Genomic DNA, 22,180 nt, shown 5'->3' with positions numbered 1-22,180 from the left:
CCTTATTTTTTGTTATCCTTCTTTTGCTGTTTTAAAGTAGTTTTGGAGAAATGCTGTTATTATGAGTGCAACAATACCTCCCATGAGTGCTGTTATAAGCTGTGGGAAGGTAAAAGCCTGGACAATTTTTAAGGGAACTTTTACATTGAATAGTTGTATTATATATTTTACTGATAAAGCCAACCATATAAACTTAACTACAGCACCTACTATCATTCCTATTACTTTGTTTTTTTGCGTTGAAAAAAGCATTACATATAACCCATTACCCACCATTATGAAAGGAATCATTAAAGGAAATCCCATTATGCCTACTAAAAATGCAATTACTGGTGTTAAAAGTCCTATTATAATTCCTGACCACATTCCTACAGTTCCAGCTGCGATTAAAAGCATTGCATTAACGATAGAACCTGTTATAAGTTGGGGCATTTTTAAGAACTGAAATATTAAAGTGATGGCGAGTAAAATAGCAGTTCTTGTTAAGAATTTTACATTCACTCAAATCGCCTCCTTTCCTTTATTGTCTGGGAATCTTCGCCTCGCAATGTTCGGTTCAGGATAGCATAGGGAAATAATTACCTCATATTGTCAATTATATTTTATTACTTTAACAAAAGAATGTCAAATAAATATCAAAGTTGAAAAGAAATTTTTAGCTTTGTTGACTTTAATGAGAGATAGAGATACAATTTAAATATAAATGTAACAGTTGTTACAATAGAGGTGATTTATGTGAATAAAATAGAATTTAAAGAGGTAAGCTACAATAGTTTTGGAAAAGAGATATTAAAAAACATTTCTGTAAAGTTTGAAGGTGGAGCAATACATACTATTGTCGGCCCTTCTGGAGCTGGAAAATCGACGCTGATTAAACTGATAAACCGATTGATAGATCCAACCCATGGCAGTATTTTAATAGACGATGTGGATATTAAAACAATAGATGTGATAGACTTAAGAAGGAGAGTTGGAATGGTTTTTCAGCAGCCTCATCTTTTTGAAGGGACAGTAAAAGAGAATATTGAGTATGGTCCAATGCTTAAAGGCGAAAAAAATGTCAATGTGGAGTATTATTTGAGCATTGTAGGATTGAATAGTGAGTATGCTACAAGGAATGTGAAAAATTTATCAGGAGGGGAACAGCAAAGAGTTTCTATAGCGAGAACTCTTGCAAATAATCCTGAAGCTCTTTTACTTGATGAACCTACTTCAGCCCTTGACCCTACTTTTACAGAAATAGTAGAGAAATTGATATTTAACCTAAAAGAAAAAATGAATTTGACGATTATTTGGATAACTCACAACATGGAACAGGCTAAGCGCATTGGAGATTACACAGCACTGCTTAACAAAGGGCAATTAATAGAATATGCTAAAACTTATGATTTTTTTACAAATCCCCAAAATGAAATTACAAAATTGTTTATACAAGGTAAGTTAAAGGAGGAAGTTAAATGAGTGTATTGTCTTTGACATTGGCGTCAAGTCTTGTGCTAATATCAATTTTTGTTTCTTATTACCAAAAGCTGGGGATTGAAAAGGAAATAGTTATAGGTACTATAAGAGCAGTTGTGCAGCTTACAATAGTGGGATACATTTTACACTACATATTTGCTGCAAATAATGCTTTATTTACCTTGGCAATGGTGGCTTTAATGATAGTAGTTGCTGGAAATAATGCTTCAAAGAGAGGGAAGGGCATACCGAATGTTTTTTATTTTATCACTTTTTCAATTGCCTTAAGTGCCGCGATTACAATTTCTCTGCTCATTTTGTTTGGAAATATACATTTTAGACCCCAGGAAGTTATACCTGTATCAGGAATGATAGTAGGAAATTCAATGGTAGCCTCAGGACTTGCTGTTTCAAGGCTAAAAGACGAAATAAAAAATAAGTCAGAGGAAATAGAGGCGTATTTGTCACTTGGTGCAACTTCAAGGCAAGCAGCTCAAAAAGTGATAAAGACAGCGATAAAGACGGGAATGATTCCTACAGTTGACAGCATGAAAACTCTTGGCATCGTGCAACTTCCAGGAATGATGACTGGTTTAATATTAGGAGGGGTAGACCCTATTAATGCAGTTAAGTACCAGATAATGGTTACTTTTATGCTGGCATCAACAGTTTCGATTTCTTGCTTTAGTGTTACTTTTCTCACCTATAGAAACTTTTTTACTAAGTACCATCAACTTGTGTCTGATTTATAATAATATTGTTTAAAAGGATATTGCATTTATTTTTCTTTTGTAATAAAATAATGTACAAATCTATTTGTAAATGCGATGAAGTGGAGTAGTAAGCATGATAAGCTTTCAGAGAGCCGTTGGTTGGTGCAAAACGGTAGCTTCTCCTGCTGAAACTCGCCACGGAGTAGGTATACCGAAGTTTAGTAGGTATACACGGTTACCGCCGTTACAGGTTCGAGTGGGCGTATGCCAACAAGAGTGGTACCGCGGAAGTGAAGTCTTTCGTCTCTTTAAGATGAAAGACTTTTTTTAATAGAGAAAAATAATAAAATTTAATGCAGAGGTGGAGGGTATGGCGTATTCGGTTGAAATTGATAGAAAATGGCAAAAAAGATGGGAAGAGACAAAACTTTATAAGTTTAATCCTAAAAATGTAGATAAAAAGCTTTATTGCCTTGAGATGTTTTCTTATCCTTCAGGTGCCAAGCTTCACGTAGGACATTGGTACAATTATGGACCTACTGATTCTTGGGCGAGAATGAAAAGAATGCAAGGATGGGAAGTTTTTCATCCAATGGGATTTGACGCTTTTGGACTTCCTGCAGAAAACTATGCCATAAAGACGGGAATACATCCTTATGATTCCACCATGGAAAATATAAGGACGATGGAAAAGCAGCTTAAAGAAATGGGGGCGACTTTTGATTGGGACTATGAAGTAATAACTTGCTTACCGGAATACTACAAATGGACGCAGTGGATTTTCTTGAAGCTTTTTGAGGCAGGCCTTGCCTATAGAAAAAAAGCGCCAGTGAATTGGTGTCCCAGTTGTCAAACTGTTCTTGCAAACGAACAAGTTATAGATGGGAAATGTGAAAGGTGCGGCACTGAAGTTACAAAGAAAGATTTGACTCAGTGGTTTTTTAAGATAACTGCTTATGCAGAAGAACTCCTTGAAAAACTGGATGAACTTGATTGGCCTGAGAAGACAAAAATAATGCAGAGAAATTGGATTGGAAAGTCGGATGGAGCAGAGATAGAATTTAAAGTAGCCGGAAAAGACCTGACATTTAAGGTATTTACTACAAGAGCTGACACGTTGTATGGAGCGACGTATGTAGTTATTGCGCCAGAACACGAAATTGTAGATTTAATTACTACAGAAGAATATAAACAAGCTGTTGAAGAGTATAAAGAATACGCGAGAAAACAGAGTGAGATTGAAAGGTTGTCTACTGAAAAAGAAAAGACAGGGGTATTTACAGGAGCATACGCAATTCATCCTCTGACGGGAGAGAAACTCCCTATTTGGATAGCAGACTATGTCCTTGCAACATATGGAACAGGATGTGTCATGGCTGTTCCTGCCCATGATAAAAGAGATTATGAGTTTGCAACAAAATACAACCTTCCTATAAAAAGAGTGATAAAAGGAATTGGAGATGTGGAGGACAGTCTACCCTTTGATGAGTATGGAGTGCTTGTAGACAGTGGAGAATTTGCAGGTTTGAAATCAGAAGAAGCGAGGATAAAAATTGTAGAAAAATTAAAACAAGAAGGTAGAGCAGAGTTTAAAGTAAATTACAGATTGAGGGATTGGCTTGTTTCAAGGCAGAGATACTGGGGCGCTCCAATACCTGTTATTCACTGTGAACGCTGTGGCATAGTCCCTGTCCCAGAAGAAGATTTACCAGTGTTACTCCCTTATGATGTGGAATTTGCTCCAACAGGTGAATCTCCACTTAAAAAGCATGAAGGCTTTATGAACGTTACTTGTCCCAAATGTGGTGGCAAGGCTTTAAGAGACCCTGATACGTTGGACACTTTTGTGGATTCTTCGTGGTACTTTTTGAGATATCCCGATAACAAAAACGACAAAGAGCCTTTCAATAAAGAATGGATAAATAAAATGTTGCCTGTTGACAAGTACGTAGGTGGAGCAGAGCACGCGACAATGCATCTTTTGTACGCAAGGTTTGTTACAAAGGCTTTGAGAGACTTAGGATATCTTGACTTTGATGAGCCGTTTAAATCTTTGGTGCATCAAGGCACAATATTGGGACCTGATGGCAGCAGAATGAGCAAATCTAAAGGGAATGTAATTTCGCCTGACGAATACATTAAAGAATACGGTTCTGATGTATTTAGACTCTATCTGATGTTTGGATTTGCTTATTCTGAAGGTGGGCCATGGAATGATGATGGAATAAAAGCCATTGCAAGGTTTGTCAACAGAGTGGAGAGATTTATAGATAAATTCATAGAGACAAGAAACAATCCTGGAAAAATAAAAGATGATATGGGGAAAGATGAAAAAGAGTTAAACTATGTGAGACATTATGCTATAAAAGGTGTGACAGAAGATGCAGAGAGATTTCAGTTTAATACTGCAATAGCGAGGATAATGGAACTGGTAAATGCCCTTTATAAATACGAGGCAGATGTGGAAGTTAAAAATATCAAATTTTATGAAGAAGTGGTGGCAGATTTAATAAAACTTTTGGCGCCATTTGCTCCTCACTTTTCTGAAGAAATGTGGGAAAAGCTTGGATATGAATATTCTGTCTTCAATCAGAAATGGCCTGAGTGGGATGAAAAAGCTCTACAAAGAGATGTTGTAGAAATAGCTGTGCAGGTAAACGGCAAGGTAAGGGGGAGACTTGAAGTTCCTTCAAAAGCTACTGACGAAGAAATAGAAAAGCTCGCTCTTTCTGATAAAAATGTAAAAGCATATGTGGATGGAAAAGAGATAAAGAAGGTCATAGTTGTCAAAAACAGGCTTGTAAATATTGTTGTGAAATAATTAAAGGCAGGAGGCTCACTCCTGCTTTTAAAAAAATAAATATTTTTTAGTGATGGTGAGGTTTATGATAGTAGATGGTGATGTTAGGAAGAGTATAAATGGAGTTAAAAGTGCACTACCTATTGTGTTAGGATATTTGCCAATAGGCTTTGCTTATGGACTCGTTGGTGTGAAAAGCGGTTTTACTATTTCACAAGTGGTGGCATTGTCTCTTTTTGTATATGCTGGTTCAGCACAATTTATTGCCATAAGTTTGCTTAGTGCAGGAACAAATATTGTTACACTAGTGTCTACAATATTTATAGTAAATTTGAGGCACTTTTTATATAGCACATCGCTATCGCAGTATATGAAACACATATCGAGGAAACATATACCAATATTATCTTTTTTTATTACTGATGAGACATATGCTGTTGCGATTACAGATTTGCAAACTAACTCTGAATATACTGAAGGTTATTTCTACCAACTATTTTTAACCTCGTATACTGCCTGGGTATTTGCTTCATTTTTAGGTGCTGTATCAGCAACTTTGATAGGAGGCTCTATAAACGTAGGGCTTGATTTTGCACTTCCAGCGATGTACATTGCCTTGCTACTTATGCAAATATCAGGGTATAAAAAAGTTTTTATAAGTGTCTTTTCGGGGTTGTTGTCTATAACTTTGATGTTTGTATTACCGGGAAATACAAATGTCATTGTAGCCGCATTAATAGGTGCAGGAATGGGGGTATTGGTTGACAAATGGGTACGAAATTTATAATAAGTGTTATTGGAATGTTTTTAGTGACATATATTCCGCGATTTATGCCTGTTTATGGCTTAACTAAAATAGAACTTCCTCAAGCTGTAAAGTCGTTTCTTGAGTATGTGCCTGTAGCAGTTCTTTCAGCTCTTTTATTTCCGGTAATTTTTATTAAAGATGGAAAATTATTTTTAGATTTATCAAATGTATATTTATTTTCAGCAATACCGACATTTATAGCTGCATATTTTACGAGGAAGCTATTTACACCTGTTGTTGTTGGTATTGTTAGCTATGTGATTTTATCATATATTATTAAGTAGATTGGTATGCTTTCTGGATAATAATGTTTTTACTGCTTTTTATAATAAGCAGTTTTTTTATTTGCGTTTTTGTGATATAATATACTTGCAAATGTTTGATAAACAAATAATTGTTTGGGAGTGTGTGAATGTGGCATTGACACAGAGGGAAAAAGAGATATTGAGATTTATAAAGAAAAATCCAATGATTTCTCAAGAAGAATTAGCACAGCTTATGGGTATTAGTAGATCTGCAGTTGCAGGGCACATAGCAAACCTCATGAAAAAGGGCTTTATATTAGGAAGAGGCTATGTAGTGAGGGACTTTAAAGGTGTTACTGTAGTTGGAGGAGCAAATATAGATATAAAAGGTAAACCCTATTCAGAGCTTAAGCAGCATACTTCAAATCCAGGACACATAAACATAGCACCTGGTGGTGTAGGACGAAATATTGCTCACAACCTTGCACAGCTTAGCTTACCTGTTACACTTTTGAGCGTTGTAGGTAATGATGATGAAGGAAGAAGGCTTCTTGAGGAGACAAGGCAAGCAGGGGTAAATGTTGAACAGATTGTAATTTCAAATACAAGGCGTACAGGTATATATCTTGCCATTCTTAATGCAATTGGTGATATGGATGTGGCTCTTTCGGGAATGGACATTTTAGAAGAGTTAAATATACAATATCTTGAGTCCAAGATGGAAGTTATAAAAAATAGTGAGATTGTAGTTTTTGATACAAATATTCCTGAAGACAGCATCAAATATATTGTGGAGCTTTGCTACAATAATAATATTCCTGTAGTGGCAGAGCCCGTTTCCATCGACAAAGCAAAAAAATTAATAGGTGTACTTGACAAAATCGATTATGTAACTCCAAATAAAGAAGAACTTGAATCGATATCTGGAGTTAAAATAGCAAATGATGAGGATATGAAAAAAGCAGTTAAATATTTAAGACAAAAAGGTGTCAAAAATGTCATAGTAACTTTAGGAGAAAGAGGGGTATATATTTCTTCAGAAGAAGTTGAAAAATTTATAGAACCATATCAAGCCGAAATTGTTGATGCTACAGGTGCAGGAGATGCTTTGACGGCTGGCTTGGTCTATGGTATTTTTAATGGCTATACTCTGGATGTATCGGCAAAACTTGGTCTTGCTGCGGCATCTCTTACAATATCCTCACCTTATACAGTAAATCCATTTTTAAATGAAAATCAATTAAAAAATATAGTAAAGGAGATTGTAAAATGAATAAGTTTATTGATTTATCAAAAGAAGTTAAAGAAGCAATGGAAGAAAGGAAGCCTGTTGTTGCACTTGAATCTACTATAATATCTCACGGAATGCCTTATCCGGAAAATATTGAGACGGCTAAAACTTTGGAGAATATTGTAAGAGAACATGGAGCTATACCTGCTACAATTGCCGTTATAAAAGGAAGAATAAAAATTGGTTTAAGCGAAGAAGAACTCGAATTTATGGGAACTTCAAAAGAAATATTAAAAGCTAGCAGAAGGGATTTACCCGTAGTTTTAGCAAAAGGACTTAGTGCAGCGACTACAGTTTCCGCAACAATGATTTGTGCAAATCTTGCAGGCATAAAAGTGTTTGTTACAGGAGGTATAGGAGGTGTCCACAGAGGAGCAGAACAAACATTTGATATATCAGCTGATTTACAAGAACTTGCAAATACAGACGTAGCAGTTGTATGCGCAGGTGCAAAGGCAATACTTGACCTCCCACGTACTCTTGAATACCTTGAAACCTTTGGGGTTCCTGTAGTAGGGTTAAAAACTTGGGAATTTCCAGCTTTTTATACAAGAGAAAGCGGACTTAAAGTTGATTATAAAGTTGATGACGAAATAGAGGCTGCAAAAATTATAAAGACAAAATGGGATTTAGGCCTCAAAGGTGGGGTTTTGATTGCAAATCCTATTCCAGAAGAATATGCTTTGGATAAAGCTTATATAGATAAAGCTATAGAAGATGCTCTTTATGAGGCAGAAAAACGCAATATAAAAGGTAAAGAAATAACACCTTTTTTGTTGGATAAAATAAAAGATTTGACACAAGGTAAAAGCTTAAAAGCTAATATTGAACTTGTCAAAAATAATGCCCATGTAGGTGCGAAAATTGCCATTGAATTAAATAAATTGTATAAAGAGGCGTAATCCGCCTCTTATACCTACTTTTTGTCGTTATCGTGTACTTCATCTATTATTTCTTCTCTCATGTTTTGTATACTTGTCAGCCTATTTTTGTTTTTCTGCTTAATCCTTTCTATTTCTTCAGGAGAAAGTTCTTCTGCGTGTAATTTTAGGTAATCTTCTGCTTCTCTATAATTTTCTATAGTATCGTGTATCATCTGTTGTAATTTCTCTACATTGTCTGAGCGGTCATCCGGCTTTGGAGGTTTTGTGTATTTATCATTTTCCTTTGCCATAACATCACCCCAATTTTAAAATTTCTTATATTTATTTTGTTCATAAAAAATATTTATATGTATTGTAGGAAAAGATGTTGTTAAGTGCAGAAAATTGAAGCTATTATTTTAGCGTAAACCCTCTCTTTTCTTACTATCGTGTGGTATAATAATAACAGTAGCCATGAAAGGAAGGAAATATTATGTCACAAAAATACGACATTACCATTAAAGATATTTTTTCTAATATGGCAGACGACATAACGGCTTATTTTTTAGGTCTTACATATACTAAAACAGATGAACTCAACATAGAATTTACAAAAGTTGAAAAAAGACAAAGTGACATAGTACTTAAATGTACTACGGAAAAGGGAGATATTGCCGTACATTTAGAATTTCAATCAGACAATGACGATAAAATGCCGTACAGGATGCTAAGATATTCACTTGAAATAATGGAAAAGTACAATTTAACACCTTATCAATTGGTAATATATATGGGCAAAAATGATTTAAGGATGGAGAATAAATTAGACTACAACTTAGGAGAAGAAAATATTTTGGACTACAGGTATAAAATAATAGATGTGGGGACAATAAAATTTTTAGACATTACAAAAACAGACTATTACGATCTATATGCTCTTTTGCCTATAATGGACAGAGAAAGAAGAAAAACAGAAGGAGAGAAATATCTTAAAGAGTGCGTAGAAGCAATAAAAAATATACCCATAGATATAAACAAGAAAAAAGACATAACTTTTAAGGCAGAGATATTATCAGGCTTAGTCTACAGCAGGGAAGTTATAGAGAGAGTTTTTACGGAGGTGATGGAAATGTTGCGGATTGAAGAATCTGAAGCATACAAAATGATATTAGAAAAAGGCGCTAAAGAAAAAAGCCTAAGAATTGCAAAAGAATTATTAAAAGAAGGCATGGATATTAATAAGATTGCGAAAATCACAGAACTTTCAATAGAAGAAATTAAAAAACTTATGAACTGAAAGCGCTAAATTGGGGCGCTTTTATTTTTATTCATTTTTTTAATGGGGGTGTAAATTTAAGTGGGCACTTCGAGTAAAGATAAAAAAATAAGTGTTTTAAAGTGTATTATTTTTTTGTCTTTTATGATAAAATGTATCGTAAAAGGGGGCGAAGGATGTGAAAAGAATTGACAAAGTTTATAATTGTCTAAAGGAATTGTGCAATAAGCAATTGGCTGAAAGAGGAGAAGTAGTGGGAGTTTCAGCTATGGAAATTGCACATGCCCTTAATATACAAAGAACAAATGCTTCCAGCGATTTAAATACCCTTTTTAGAGAAGGAAAAGTTATAAAAGTTGAAGGTAAACCAGTTTTGTATAAGGTTAAAGAACTTGATATGGTTTCTGATGAAAGTGATATGGTAGTGAAAGATGTATTTGACAGCATAATAGGAGCTAATTTAAGCCTTAAAAATGCCGTACAGCAAGCAAAAGCTGCTATAATTTATCCTCCTAATGGCCTTCATACACTTTTGCTTGGGGAGACGGGTACTGGAAAATCCATGTTTGCAGAAGTCATGTATAGTTTCGCAAAAGAAATTGGGAGAATAAAAAGAAACGCTCCTTTTGTGACTTTTAACTGTGCTGACTATGCTAATAATCCGCAACTTTTAATGTCACAACTGTTTGGAGTGAAAAAAGGAGCGTATACAGGTGCCGATAAGGATAGAATGGGCCTTGTTGAAAAAGCAGATGGTGGCATACTTTTTCTTGATGAAGTCCATAGGCTTCCACCAGAAGGACAAGAGATGCTTTTTTATCTGATTGATAAAGGACTTTATAGACGGCTTGGAGAATCTGAAACACAACATAAAGCGAATGTTTTAATAATATGCGCTACAACAGAGAACATTGAGTCTACTCTTCTTAGGACTTTTATAAGGCGGATACCAATGGTGATTAAATTGCCGGCTTTAGCAGAAAGAACATATGAAGAAAGATTTGAACTTATTAAAAGTTTCTTTAGAGAGGAAGCAGCTATTATTAACACTGATATTATGATCACTTCAAATGCTCTAAAAGCACTATTGCTTTATGACTGCCCCAATAATATAGGTCAACTAAAAAGTGATATAAAACTTTCAATTGCAAAAGCTTACCTCGGATACATGATGAAAAGGGATAAAGGAGTATGCGTGCATACTGAAGATTTACCTGAGTATGTCAGAAGAGGATTGTTTAGGTATAAAGAGTCAAAAGATGAGATTGATAAATTTATTACAGGAGATATAATAAAGTTTTCAGCCGATAATGCTACTCCTGTTATTCAACAGAATAATCAGATATTCAATTTTTATGAGGCATTAGAGGAAAAAAGGAAAGCTTTGGAGCAAAAAGGACTTAACGAAAGTGATATAAAACTCATCATGAGCATTGATATAGAAACATATTTGAAAAAGTATCTCTTAAATCTGGATAAAAATAATTTGGAGGAATTATATAAAGTAGTAGATAAAAAGATTGTTGATATAGTAAACGATTTTTTGAATTATGCCAGCAAAAAGTTAAAAAGGCCCTTCAGTGAGAAAACTTTATACGGCCTTTCTATGCATGTAGCCAGTTCTGTCGAAAGAATACTAAGTGGCAAAGACATTGTAAATCATCAGCTGGAAAATATAAAGAAGGTGTATGAGAAAGAATTTGAAGTGGCAAATGTTTTGAGAGAAAGGGTCCAAAAAGAGTTTAACATAAAAGTACCTGATGATGAAGTAGGTTTTGTTACAATGTTTTTATGCCTTGACGAAGAAACAAAGGAAAAAGACGAAAGGGTAGGCATTATTGTTGCAATGCATGGAGAAGCCGCTGCTACTTCAATCGCGGAGGTTTCCAATAGGCTTTTAGGTGACAATTATGTAATTGGGTACAATATGCCACTTGATCAAAAACCAGAAGTTGCGTTAAATAATTTAACTAATATTGTAAAAAGAGTTGACAAAGGAAGAGGCGTATTACTTCTTGTTGACATGGGTTCACTAGTATTATTTGGTGACATGATATACGAAAGGACAGGAATACCCGTCAAAACAATTGAAATGGTTTCCACTCCTATGGTTTTAGAGGCGGCAAGAAAGGCAATCCTTAACGCTTCTTTAGATGAAGTGTATGATGCAGTTGTCAATTTCAGTCCTTATGTAGGCAGAATCTACAAAGACAGTGTTAAATTTGAAGATTCTCTTAAAAAGAATGTTATCATAACTGCTTGTATAACCGGCGAAGGTACAGCGGTTAAACTTAAATCAATACTTGAAAAAAACCTTGACTTAAAAGAGCAAGATATAGATATTATTCCAATTGAAATTGAAAGCACCAGAGAATTTAGAAGAAAACTACTCAACATCAAAGAAGAAAAAAATATTTTAGCTGTTGTAAGTGCTATAAATCCACAGGATGATTCTATATTGTATATTTCTACATCAGATGTGTTTGATAATGATAAATTATCTGTATTGAAAAATAAAATTGAGGCTCTTTCACAAATCGAGATAATTGATAACATGAAAGAGGTTATAAGAGAAAATATAAAGATAGATTCAGAAAAGTATATATCTTTTTTTAAAAAATTTTATGCAGCTTTAATAAGAGAAGGAGTAAATTTAAATGAAGATATTACAATAGGATTAATACTTCATCTTGCTTGTGTAATTGAGCGTATATTACAAGGAAAACAGTTAATACACATGAAGGATACACAAGAATACATTAAGAATTACCCAAAGGAGTTTGATATTATAAAAAAAGCTATAAGGATTATCGAAGAAGGATGTAATGTAAAGATTTCAGACGAAGAATGTGTAAATATGATGAAAATAATCTATTCACTTTGATACACATATGTGTATTGAATACGTTTTTAAACGATACACATCGAAACGGTTTAATAAACCTCGTCATTGAAGGCGGAAAAGCAGCAATTTTGTAGAAGCGATTACTATTTGGCATGACATTTGCATATAAGGTATAATGCAAAAAATTTAAAAAAGGAGTTGGTCTAATGGATGCACTTATTAATTTCCTCGACAGGTATTTCATGCCTGTAGCAGGTAGAATTGCTGAACAAAGACACCTCAAGGCAATACGTGATGGAATAGTTGCAACAATGCCATTACTTCTCATTGGGTCTTTCTTCTTAATTATAGCTTTTCCGCCCATACCAGCCCTTGAAGCTTTAGTTAAACCTTATGTAAATGACTTACTAAAAATAGTCAATGCAACATTTGATATAATAGCTATGGTTGCATCTTTTACAATAGCTTATTCACTTGCCGGAACTTACAAAATAGATCCTTTAGCCTCTGGGGTATTAAGTTTGTCTACTTTTATGTTATCAGTACCTTTAACCCAAGATGGTAATATTCCTTTGAAGTGGATGGGAAGCCAAGGACTATTTGTTGCAATGATTCTTGCAATTTTTACAGTGGAGGTACAAAGAAAATTTGTAGAGAAAAATTTAATTATTCGCATGCCAGAGGGAGTTCCGCCTTCTGTGGGTAGAGCTTTTGCAGCATTGATTCCGGGCGCTGTAACTATCACATTTATTTGGATAATACACATGATACTAATTAAAACAATTCATTTAACAATACCGGAAGCTATTAATAAATTGATAGCTATTCCGTTGTTAAAATTAGGTTCTACACTTCCAGCTGTTATCCTTGCAATACTAGCAATTCAGTTCTTATGGAGTGTAGGTATTCATGGTGCAGCCTTAGTAGGAGGAATTTTAGGGCCAATCTGGCTTACTTTTACTCAGGAGAATTCAGCTGCAAAAATTGCCGGCGAAAAAATTCTTCCTCACATAGTAACACAGCAATTTTTTGATATTTTCATATATATAGGTGGTTCAGGAACAACTCTTGCGTTAGCATTGCTTTTAATTTTTGCTACAAAATCTGCCCAATTGAAAGCAGTTGGTAAAGCTGCTATTTGGCCAGGTATATTTAACATAAACGAACCTATTACTTTTGGTATGCCAATAGTGATGAATCCCGTTATGATTATACCATTTATTTTAGCTCCTATTGCAGCAGGTCTTATAACTTATTTTGCGATGGCATTAAATCTTGTGGCAAGACCTTATGCTTTGATTCCTTGGACAACACCTGTGTTGATTAGCGGATTTTTAACTACAGGTGATTGGAAAGCTATTATTTTGCAGATTATAAACTTTCTTGTAGCTGGAGCGATTTACTATCCTTTCTTGAAACTATGGGACAATAAGAAATATGAAGAAGAGCAGCAATTTAAAAAAGAATAAAAATTAGCTGAGACGAAGGCATAATAATATATCCTGAGAGGCATTGCCTCTCAGGATATATATTACAATAAAATAGGAGTGATGTGAATGAAATATTTAATTGTAAATGCTGATGATTTTGGGCTGACAAAAGGGGTTAATAAAGGAGTTGTTGAATGCTATAAAAACGGTATTTTAAGAAGCACTTCTATAATGTGTAATATGCCTTACGCTAATGAGGCTTTACAAGTAAAAGAATTATGTCCAGATTTAGGTTTTGGGATACACATAACTTTAGATGCCGGTAAACCGTTAAGTAGTCCTGAAAAAGTGAATACTCTGGTAGATGAAAGAGGGTATTTTAAGAGAGGTTTTCCGCATTCTTTAGATGACGCTGATGTAGATCAAATCAGAATTGAGATAGAAGAGCAAATTAAAAAAGCTTTTTCTTTGGGTGTAACGATAACTCATATGGATAGTCATCATCATGCACAAAGTCATTCCAAGGTAATAGATGCATTCATAGAAATGGCTCACAAATATAACTTACCTGTACGATCTACTCCATTAGATAAGGAAAAAATAATTAAAGCTGGTTTAAAAACTGTTGATAATTTTATTTATACCTTTTATGATGATGGTGTCAAAAAAGAAAATCTGTTGTCTATATTGGGTAGTCTAGAAGAAGGAACAACTGAAATAATGAGCCATCCAGCTTACGTAGATGATGAATTAGTGAATATATCCTCTTATCATGCAAAAAGAGAAGTTGAAAGAAAAATATTGACTGATAAAGATGTTTTACAATTTATTCGCGATAATAATATTTTATTAACCAACTATTCGATATTAAAATAAATTCAAAAAAGTACAAGGAGGGTATTTGCAATGAGAATTCTATTAATCTGTGGTGCTGGGATGTCAACAAGTTTGTTGGTTGAAAAAATGAAAAAAGAAGGCGAAAAAAGGGGGATGAAAGATTTATACATTTTTGCAGAAGCGGCAGATAATTTGGAAAAAGTAATTGACGATTATGATGTGGTGTTACTGGGACCCCAAATCAGGTATAAAGAAAAATATGTGGCAGAACTGACAAAAGAAAAGAATAAAGTTTACAGGGTAATTCCACCCAATGTATATGGAATGATAGATGGAGCTAAAACCTTGGATTTAGCAATAGAAGCGCTAAAAAACAAATAAAATTTAGGGGGCTTAAAAAATGAATCTTGAACAAATTGTATTCACTATTATATCTCACGCAGGAAATGCACGAAGCATTTGTTTTGATGCATTAAAACATGCAAAAGAAGGCAACTTTGTTGAGGCAGAAAATTGTTTAAATAAAGCGAGCGAGGAGCTTTTAGAAGCACATCATGTTCAGACGGATATGATACACAAAGAAGCACAGGGTGAGAAGCAAGAAGTGACACTTCTTTTGATACATGCAGAAGACCACCTCATGAATGCAATTCTTGCAAAAGAATTGATAACAGAGATGATTGAGCTGTATAAAATTATTTATCAAACAAAGGGGGCAACTTACAATGTCTAAAAAAGATTTAAAAATTGCAGTTATAGGGGGTGGTTCTAGTTATACCCCTGAGCTTATTGAAGGGTTTATCAAAAGATATGAAGAATTACCCGTAAGAGATATTTATTTAATGGACATAGAAGAAGGCAAAGAAAAACTTGAAATTGTTGGTGGCCTTGCAAAAAGGATGGTAGAAAAAGCCGGCATAGGGATAAACATTCATCTGACTCTGGACAGGCGTGAAGCCATAAAAGATGCAGATTTTGTTGTTACTCAGTTTAGAGTGGGAGGAATAGATGCCAGAATCCGAGATGAAAAAATTCCTCTAAAGTATGATGTTATAGGTCAGGAAACAACTGGACCCGGTGGTTTTGCAAAAGCCCAGAGGACAATACCCGTTATACTGGATATATGTAGAGATATAGAAGAACTTGCGCCGAACGCATGGCTTATTAATTTTACGAATCCTTCAGGAGTTATAACAGAAACGGTTTTAAAACATACAAATGTAAAAGCTATTGGCTTATGCAATGTACCGATAGGCATGGTATATGGTATTGCAGAAATACTTGGTGTTGACCCAAAAAGAGTGAATATAGATTTTGCAGGTCTTAATCATTTAGTATGGGGTACCCATATTTACCTGGATGGAGAAGACGTGACAGAAAAACTAATAGACAGTTTTGCGGGCGCTAAATCTTTATCAATGAAAAATATACCTGAGTTTCCATGGGACCCTGAATTTATAAAATCTCTGGGCATGTATCCTTGTCCATATCACAGATATTATTATTTAACTGATAAAATGCTTGATGAACAGAAAAAAGAAGCTGCTACAGTAGGCACAAGAGGAGAAGTCGTTAAAAAGGTAGAGCAAGAATTATTTGAATTATATAAAGACCCAAATTTGAATATAAAACCGCCGCAATTAGAAAAAAGGGGAGGAGCTCATTATTCTGATGCTGCTTGCTCCCTGATAAGTTCAATATATAATGACAAAAAAGACATACATGTGGTCAATGTGAGAAACAATGGTACAATCGCAGATTTGCCAGATGATGTGGTGATAGAAACAAATGCAATAATAGATAGAAATGGGGCTCATCCGATAAATATTGGACATGTGCCAGCGAAAATAAGGGGTTTAATGCAAGCAGTAAAAGCCTATGAAGAACTTACTATAGAAGCAGGGGTAAAGGGGAACTATTATACAGCTTTACAGGCGTTGACAATTCATCCATTAGTACCTTCTGCGACTGTTGCTAAAAAAATTCTTGATGATATACTTGAGCAAAATAAAGAGTATTTGCCACAGTATAAATAGAAATATTGCTGATTTTACAAAGTAATTTTTTCCGTTAAATTACTTTTTACTTTTTAAATAATATTTTGAATTATCTTGCGCAAGGAGGAAAATAATTATGGCTAAAGAATACAAATTTCCTGAAGGATTCTGGTGGGGGTCTGCAACGTCAGCAGTACAAATAGAGGGAGCTGCAAATGAAGATGGAAAGGGAATGAATGTATGGGATTATTGGTACAAAAACGAGCCAAATCGCTTTTTCGATAGAGTAGGCCCTCAAGTAACATCTGATTTTTACCACAGATATAAAGACGATATAAAACTGATGAAAGAACTTGGACATAACTCTTTTAGATTTTCTATTTCATGGTCGCGGCTGATACCTGGTGGTGTTGGTGAAGTCAATAAAAAAGCCGTAGAGTTTTATAACAGTGTCATTGATGAGCTTATAAAAAATGATATAGAACCGTTTGTTACGCTATTTCACTTTGACATGCCTATAGAAATGCAAAACATGGGAGGTTTTGAGAATAGAAAAGTAGTAGAATATTTTGCTGAATATGCCAAAACATGCTTTGAGTTGTTTGGAGATAGAGTCAAAAGATGGATTACATTTAATGAACCAATAGTTCCTGTATTAGGTGGATATTTATATAATTTCCATTATCCAGATATAGTAGATTTTAAAAGAGCAGTACAATTCGCTTATGGCACAGTGCTGGCAAGTGCGAGAGCAATAGAGGAATTTAAAAAATTACAAATAGAAAGGGCTAAAATAGGTATTGTTTTAAACTTAAGTCCTGTATATCCCAGGAGTAATCATCCGGCTGATTTAAAAGCCGCAGAGATTGCAGATTTGTTCTATAACAGAAGTTTTTTGGACCCAACTGTCAAAGGAGAGTATCCTAAAGAACTTGTTGAACTTCTAAAAACTTACAATCATCTACCAGAGTATTCGGATAGCGACTTAGAATTAATTAAAAATAACACTGTGGAATATTTAGGAGTAAATTATTATCAGCCAATTAGAGTTAAAGCTAAAGAAAATATGCCAAATCCATATGGAGTATTTACACCTAATTGGTTTTATGATGAGTATATTATGCCAGGCAGAAGAATGAATCCTTATAGAGGATGGGAGATATACGAAAGGGGAATATATGACATAATGATAAATTTAAGAGATAATTATGGCAATATAGGGTCTTTTATTTCGGAAAATGGAATGGGAGTTGAAGGAGAAGAGCGTTTTATAAAAGATGGAATTATCCAAGATGATTACAGGATAGAGTTTATAAAAGAACATTTGAAGTGGCTCCATAAAGCAATTGAAGAGGGATGCAATGTAAAAGGATATCATTTATGGACTTTTATGGACAACTGGTCCTTCTTAAATGCATATAAAAACCGTTACGGTCTTGTATCTGTCGATCTAAAAACACAGAAAAGAACTATAAAGAAAAGTGGATATTGGTATAAAGAATTATCCGAAAACAATGGATTTGTTGATTAATCATAACCGGTTTTTTCGCCGGTTATTTTTTTATCTTCAATTTTGTCAAAGAAAACGAATGACAAAACTGATTTTCTTTGAATTGCATAAAAGCATATAGGGGTTTACAATAATTATAGAAGAATAAATGCAAAAAGGAGGTAAAATTTATGCAAAACACTAATGCTCTCATAACTGGTGGCGGAAGTGTAAAAGCGAAGTTGCAAAGGCTTGGTGGCTTCTTGGCTGGCATGGTAATACCTAATATTGGTGCCTTTATAGCATGGGGACTTATTACTGCTTTCTTTATTCCAACAGGGTGGATTCCAAATGAACATTTGGCTAAACTTGTTGGACCTATGATAACGTATCTTTTGCCAATTTTAATTGGTTATACTGGTGGTAAACTTGTATACGATGTAAGAGGTGGAGTGGTAGGAGCCATTGCAACAGCTGGTATCATAATCGGTTCATCTATACCGATGTTTCTCGGTGCTATGCTGATGGGGCCTTTGGGAGGCTATGTCATTAAAAAATTTGACGAGCTTGTAGAAGGAAAAATCCCGGCAGGTTTTGAAATGCTTGTCAACAATTTCTCAGCAGGTATTTTAGGTGGTTTATTAGCAATTTTAGCATTTCTTTTCATTGAACCAGTGGTAAATGGAATTTCAGTAGGATTAGGTGCAGCAGCTCAATGGGTGACAAACAAAGGCTTATTACCTTTAATAGCAATTTTTATAGAACCAGGGAAGATATTGTTTTTGAATAATGCTATAAATCACGGCATACTGGCTCCTCTTGGAGTAGCAGAAGTTAAAGAGTTTGGGAAGTCAATATTCTTCTTACTGGAAACTAATCCAGGTCCAGGTTTGGGGGTTTTACTGGCATATTGGCTTTTTGGAAAAGGCGATGCAAAACAATCAGCTCCGGGTGCTATCATAATACACTTTTTTGGCGGAATACATGAAATATATTTTCCCTATGTTTTGATGAATCCATCACTACTCTTGGCAGTTATAGGCGGTGGAATGGCTGCAGACGCGACATTTGTTTTGACAAAAGCGGGTTTGGTAGCTACACCTTCACCTGGTAGTATATTTGCAGAAATAGCTATGGCACCAAAAGGCGGATTACTTCCTGTACTTGCGGGTATTACAGTTGGTGCTGTTGTTTCCTTCCTGATAGCTTCAGTCATTGTAAAAAGGGCAAGTGAAGAAAGCATGAGTGCTGAAAGTATGACCTTTGCTCGCTCGGTCGTTAGCGGACTTAAAGCGCAAAGCAAAGGACAAAAAGTTGAAGAAATAAAGCCAAATGCACAAAAAATAGAAGGTATGCCTAAAATGATTGTTTTTGCCTGCGATGCTGGTATGGGTTCGTCAGCGATGGGAGAAACTATTTTAAAGAAAAAATTAAAAGAAGCAGGATTGGATATTGTAGTTAAGCATTCTGCTGTAAATCAAATACCAAAAGAGGCGGATGTTGTATTTACCCAGGAAAACCTTGCAGAAAGAGCTTCTCAGGTTGTGCCAAATGCTAAAATTGTAACGGTCAAAAACTTTTTAGACAATACAGTCTATGATGAATTTGTAAAGAACCTTAAAAAATAAAATAAAAATTTATGGTGAAAGGTATGGAAGATCTAACTGTAAGACAAAAATTTATATTAAAAACTTTATTAGAGAAAGGTCCTTCTAATAGAGAGGACCTTTCCAAGCTTATGGATGTAAGTGGAAGAACTATTATGAGAGAAATAGCCTCTATAAACAATAATTTAAAAAAATATAAAGCCGTTATTGTAGAGGACAATGGACAAATCATTTTAAAAGGAGAGGAAGAAGCGTTAGATAAAATCCATGCTTCTTTAGGTGCCATTCCTCTCCAATGGCTTTTAACTCCAGAGCAAAGGCAAATATTGATGACAATACAATTGTTGCTTTCAGAAGAACCCATAAAAGCTGCTTATTTTAGTTATCAATTTAATGTTGTAGAAGGAACTATAAGTCTCTATCTAGACAAAATAGAAGAATGGCTGAAAATGAGAAATTTATCTCTTATCAGAAGAAGAGGTTATGGGATTAAAGTAGAAGGAAGTGAATTAGATAAAAGAAATGCAATTGTGGAGCTGTTTTATAACTATAAACCCATAGAAGAACTTTTAGCTTTTGTCTATAATGATGAAAAAGACAATTATGTATACACATTCTTTAGTACAGTTTTTGACAATGAGTTAGTTCAATTAGTGAAAAGAATTGCACAGCAAATTAAGAATGTTATACATGGTCACTTATCCGACTTAAATTACTTTGGGATGTTTGTACATTTACTTGTTTCTATTTACAGAACAAAAATAGACAAGCCAATACAGCTTAACGATGAATTTGTAAAGGACATTTTACTTTCTAATGAATTTATTTTCATGAAAGATGTAGAGAAAATATTGAAAGAAAATGAAGTATATTTGCCAGATGCTGAATTAGCATATTTGGCTCTTCATTTAAGTCCCAAAAAATACGTCTATAAACAAAATAGATTTGAAGAACTTGGCATTTCTTTACAAGATTTATCAAAAGAGGTTGTGGAAGAAGTTTCTCGGCTTTTAAATATAAAGATAAATTGCGACGAACAACTTATTGTAGGACTGTCACAGCATTTTGAACCTGCTCTTTATAGATTGACAATGGGACTTCAGACTACCAATCCATTAGTAGAAGAAATTAAAAATTACTATGGTGATTTGTTTAAAGCAGTAAATAAAGCTTGCAAGTTAATTTTTTCTAAATATAATCTCATGATACCGGAAGAAGAGATTGGATATATTACAATGCATATTGGAGCTGCAATTGAAAGACAGCAAGCTTTATCAAAAAAATTGAGAGTTTTTGTTATATGTCCAAATGGGATTGGTACGGCGAGAATATTATCAGCTAAATTAAAGACTCTTTTTAGAGAAGTTGATGCTATTGACATTGGGGCAATATGGGAGTATAAGAAAAAGGGTGATAACTATGACCTAATAATTTCTACAGTAAAGCTTGAAGATTTAAAAGATAATGTAATTGTGGTATCGCCTTTTTTGACAGAAGAAGATATTAAAAAGGTAGAAGAGTTTATAGAGAAATATGTAGTCAAGAAAGAAAAAGAATTGCCAGGGAATTTGCCGATGGTGGAGAGAAGACGAAATTTTGAAATAGCAGATGAGATACTTCGAAATTTGCAATTAAAATACGTGGAAGCAAAAACTATTGAAGATTTAATAAAATTCATAGCAAAAGATTTATATGATTTAATGCTTACTGAAGATGCAAAAGAAATAGAAGAGCTAATCAAAAAAAGGGAAGCCATGGGCAATGTTGTCATACCAAACACCCACATTGCTTTAATTCATACAAGAAGTGACAAAATGGTAATGCCTTTTGTCGGCGTCTATAAACTAAAAACTCCATTAAAGATGAAAAGTGCTGGTTTTTCTTATGAAGAAGTAGACACTTTTCTTGTGATGTTAGCAAGGAAAGCAGAAAGCAGTGAAATATTAGAGATGTTAGGTAAAATAAGTATTTCGCTTATAGAGGATAAAGCTTTTAATGAAATATTGAGGCTTGGCGATATCAAAGATATTAGAAATAGCTTAGTTACAATACTAAATGATAAACAGGAGGCTTTGGAAGATGAATAAAGAAATACTAAACGAAAATAATATCGTATTAAATGTACCATCAGAATCTAAAATACAAGCTATTGAAAGAGTAGGGAATTTGCTTTTTAAAAATGGCTATGTCGAAAAAGAATATATAGAAGGTATGAAAAAAAGAGAAGAAGATGTAACAACTTATATAGGTAATGGTATTGCTATTCCTCACGGTGTTTCTGAGTATGTAAAATATATAAAAAAATCTGGAATAGTTATAGCGCAATATCCTAAAGGAGTAGATTTTGGAGATGGAAATATTGCCTATATTGTCATAGGAATTGCAGGCAAGGGAGATGAACATTTAGAGATATTATCAAAAATAGCTCTTACCTGCCAGTATGAAGAAAATGTCGAGAAATTGAAAAAGGCAAGGACAAAACAAGAAATAATAGAAATACTTCAAAAAGGTGATGAATAAT

Annotated in this window: 20 protein-coding genes and 1 other annotated feature; of the genes, 18 read left to right on the top strand and 2 right to left on the bottom strand. The window is 34.2% G+C overall.

Annotated elements, in window-relative coordinates; genetic code table 11:
* Positions 1-12: 12 nt before the first annotated feature.
* Positions 13-501 (bottom strand): ECF transporter S component, encoded by a 489-nt coding sequence (locus tag THEBR_RS09960; RefSeq protein WP_012269685.1) that lies wholly within the window; start codon positions 499-501, stop codon positions 13-15.
* Positions 502-735: 234 nt separating this feature from the next.
* Here THEBR_RS09960 and THEBR_RS09955 point away from each other — a divergent pair, with 234 nt between their 5' ends.
* The 7 genes from THEBR_RS09955 (at position 736) to THEBR_RS09920 (ending at position 8,217) form a co-directional block, all read left to right on the top strand.
* Positions 736-1,461, top strand: coding sequence for an ABC transporter ATP-binding protein (locus tag THEBR_RS09955; protein ID WP_012269684.1), 726 nt, complete (start codon positions 736-738; stop codon positions 1,459-1,461).
* A complete protein-coding gene (locus THEBR_RS09950; protein ID WP_012269683.1) occupies positions 1,458-2,210 on the top strand; it encodes an ABC transporter permease in 753 nt (250 codons plus the stop codon). The genes THEBR_RS09955 and THEBR_RS09950 overlap by 4 nt, the downstream gene beginning before the upstream one ends.
* A gap of 66 nt (positions 2,211-2,276) precedes the next feature.
* Positions 2,277-2,482: a binding site (T-box leader), on the top strand.
* A gap of 59 nt (positions 2,483-2,541) precedes the next feature.
* Positions 2,542-4,992, top strand: coding sequence for a leucine--tRNA ligase (gene leuS, locus THEBR_RS09940; RefSeq protein ID WP_012269682.1), 2,451 nt, complete (start codon positions 2,542-2,544; stop codon positions 4,990-4,992).
* Positions 4,993-5,056: 64 nt separating this feature from the next.
* Positions 5,057-5,758, top strand: a complete 702-nt coding sequence (locus THEBR_RS09935; RefSeq protein WP_012269681.1) for an AzlC family ABC transporter permease — start codon at positions 5,057-5,059, stop codon at positions 5,756-5,758.
* Positions 5,740-6,063, top strand: coding sequence for an AzlD domain-containing protein (locus tag THEBR_RS09930; RefSeq protein ID WP_003869898.1), 324 nt, complete (start codon positions 5,740-5,742; stop codon positions 6,061-6,063). The genes THEBR_RS09935 and THEBR_RS09930 overlap by 19 nt, the downstream gene beginning before the upstream one ends.
* Before the next feature lie 130 nt (positions 6,064-6,193).
* Positions 6,194-7,297, top strand: coding sequence for a PfkB family carbohydrate kinase (locus tag THEBR_RS09925; protein ID WP_013570846.1), 1,104 nt, complete (start codon positions 6,194-6,196; stop codon positions 7,295-7,297).
* Positions 7,294-8,217, top strand: coding sequence for a pseudouridine-5'-phosphate glycosidase (locus THEBR_RS09920; protein ID WP_012269679.1), 924 nt, complete (start codon positions 7,294-7,296; stop codon positions 8,215-8,217). The genes THEBR_RS09925 and THEBR_RS09920 overlap by 4 nt, the downstream gene beginning before the upstream one ends.
* A 14-nt stretch (positions 8,218-8,231) precedes the next feature.
* On the opposite strand, the gene tlp is transcribed toward THEBR_RS09920, so the two are convergent.
* The gene (gene tlp / locus THEBR_RS09915) at positions 8,232-8,489 is read right to left on the bottom strand and encodes a small acid-soluble spore protein Tlp (RefSeq protein WP_009051883.1); all 258 of its coding nucleotides are present in this window, start codon (positions 8,487-8,489) and stop codon (positions 8,232-8,234) included.
* A 182-nt stretch (positions 8,490-8,671) separates the two neighbouring features.
* Here tlp and THEBR_RS09910 point away from each other — a divergent pair, with 182 nt between their 5' ends.
* From THEBR_RS09910 to THEBR_RS09860, 11 genes are all read left to right on the top strand, one after another.
* Positions 8,672-9,475 carry an Rpn family recombination-promoting nuclease/putative transposase gene (locus THEBR_RS09910; protein WP_003867028.1) on the top strand — a complete coding sequence of 268 codons (804 nt, stop codon included), beginning with the start codon at positions 8,672-8,674 and terminating at the stop codon, positions 9,473-9,475.
* Between the two features lie 157 nt (positions 9,476-9,632).
* Entirely contained in the window at positions 9,633-12,338 is a 2,706-nt protein-coding gene (locus tag THEBR_RS09905) for a sigma-54-dependent transcriptional regulator (RefSeq protein ID WP_012269678.1), read from the top strand.
* Positions 12,339-12,505: 167 nt separating this feature from the next.
* Positions 12,506-13,768: a PTS sugar transporter subunit IIC gene (locus THEBR_RS09900; protein WP_012269677.1), complete on the top strand. Its 1,263-nt coding sequence runs from the start codon at positions 12,506-12,508 to the stop codon at positions 13,766-13,768.
* A gap of 87 nt (positions 13,769-13,855) precedes the next feature.
* A complete protein-coding gene (locus THEBR_RS09895) occupies positions 13,856-14,605 on the top strand; it encodes a carbohydrate deacetylase (RefSeq protein WP_012269676.1) in 750 nt (249 codons plus the stop codon).
* A gap of 30 nt (positions 14,606-14,635) precedes the next feature.
* Complete coding sequence (locus THEBR_RS09890; RefSeq protein WP_012269675.1) at positions 14,636-14,947, top strand: PTS sugar transporter subunit IIB; 312 nt, start codon at positions 14,636-14,638, stop codon at positions 14,945-14,947.
* 19 nt (positions 14,948-14,966) lie between these two features.
* The gene (locus THEBR_RS09885; protein WP_012269674.1) at positions 14,967-15,299 is read left to right on the top strand and encodes a PTS sugar transporter subunit IIA; all 333 of its coding nucleotides are present in this window, start codon (positions 14,967-14,969) and stop codon (positions 15,297-15,299) included.
* The gene (locus THEBR_RS09880) at positions 15,292-16,602 is read left to right on the top strand and encodes a 6-phospho-beta-glucosidase (RefSeq protein ID WP_012269673.1); all 1,311 of its coding nucleotides are present in this window, start codon (positions 15,292-15,294) and stop codon (positions 16,600-16,602) included. The genes THEBR_RS09885 and THEBR_RS09880 overlap by 8 nt, the downstream gene beginning before the upstream one ends.
* A gap of 97 nt (positions 16,603-16,699) precedes the next feature.
* On the top strand, positions 16,700-18,094 hold the full coding sequence (locus THEBR_RS09875; protein WP_009051876.1) for a glycoside hydrolase family 1 protein: 1,395 nt from the start codon (positions 16,700-16,702) through the stop codon (positions 18,092-18,094).
* A gap of 149 nt (positions 18,095-18,243) precedes the next feature.
* Positions 18,244-19,680 (top strand): PTS mannitol transporter subunit IIBC, encoded by a 1,437-nt coding sequence (locus THEBR_RS09870; RefSeq protein ID WP_004399755.1) that lies wholly within the window; start codon positions 18,244-18,246, stop codon positions 19,678-19,680.
* An 11-nt stretch (positions 19,681-19,691) separates the two neighbouring features.
* Positions 19,692-21,746 carry a BglG family transcription antiterminator gene (locus THEBR_RS09865; protein WP_013570845.1) on the top strand — a complete coding sequence of 685 codons (2,055 nt, stop codon included), beginning with the start codon at positions 19,692-19,694 and terminating at the stop codon, positions 21,744-21,746.
* Complete coding sequence (locus THEBR_RS09860) at positions 21,739-22,179, top strand: PTS mannitol transporter subunit IIA (RefSeq protein WP_004399758.1); 441 nt, start codon at positions 21,739-21,741, stop codon at positions 22,177-22,179. Before THEBR_RS09865 ends, THEBR_RS09860 begins: the two co-directional genes overlap by 8 nt.
* Position 22,180 lies beyond the last annotated feature (1 nt).

It is taken from the genome of Thermoanaerobacter brockii subsp. finnii Ako-1 (assembly GCF_000175295.2).
GTDB classification, from domain to species: Bacteria; Bacillota; Thermoanaerobacteria; order Thermoanaerobacterales; family Thermoanaerobacteraceae; genus Thermoanaerobacter; species Thermoanaerobacter pseudethanolicus.
The sequence above is the reverse complement of the archived record's forward strand: the minus strand, read 5'-3'. Positions and strand labels throughout refer to the sequence as shown.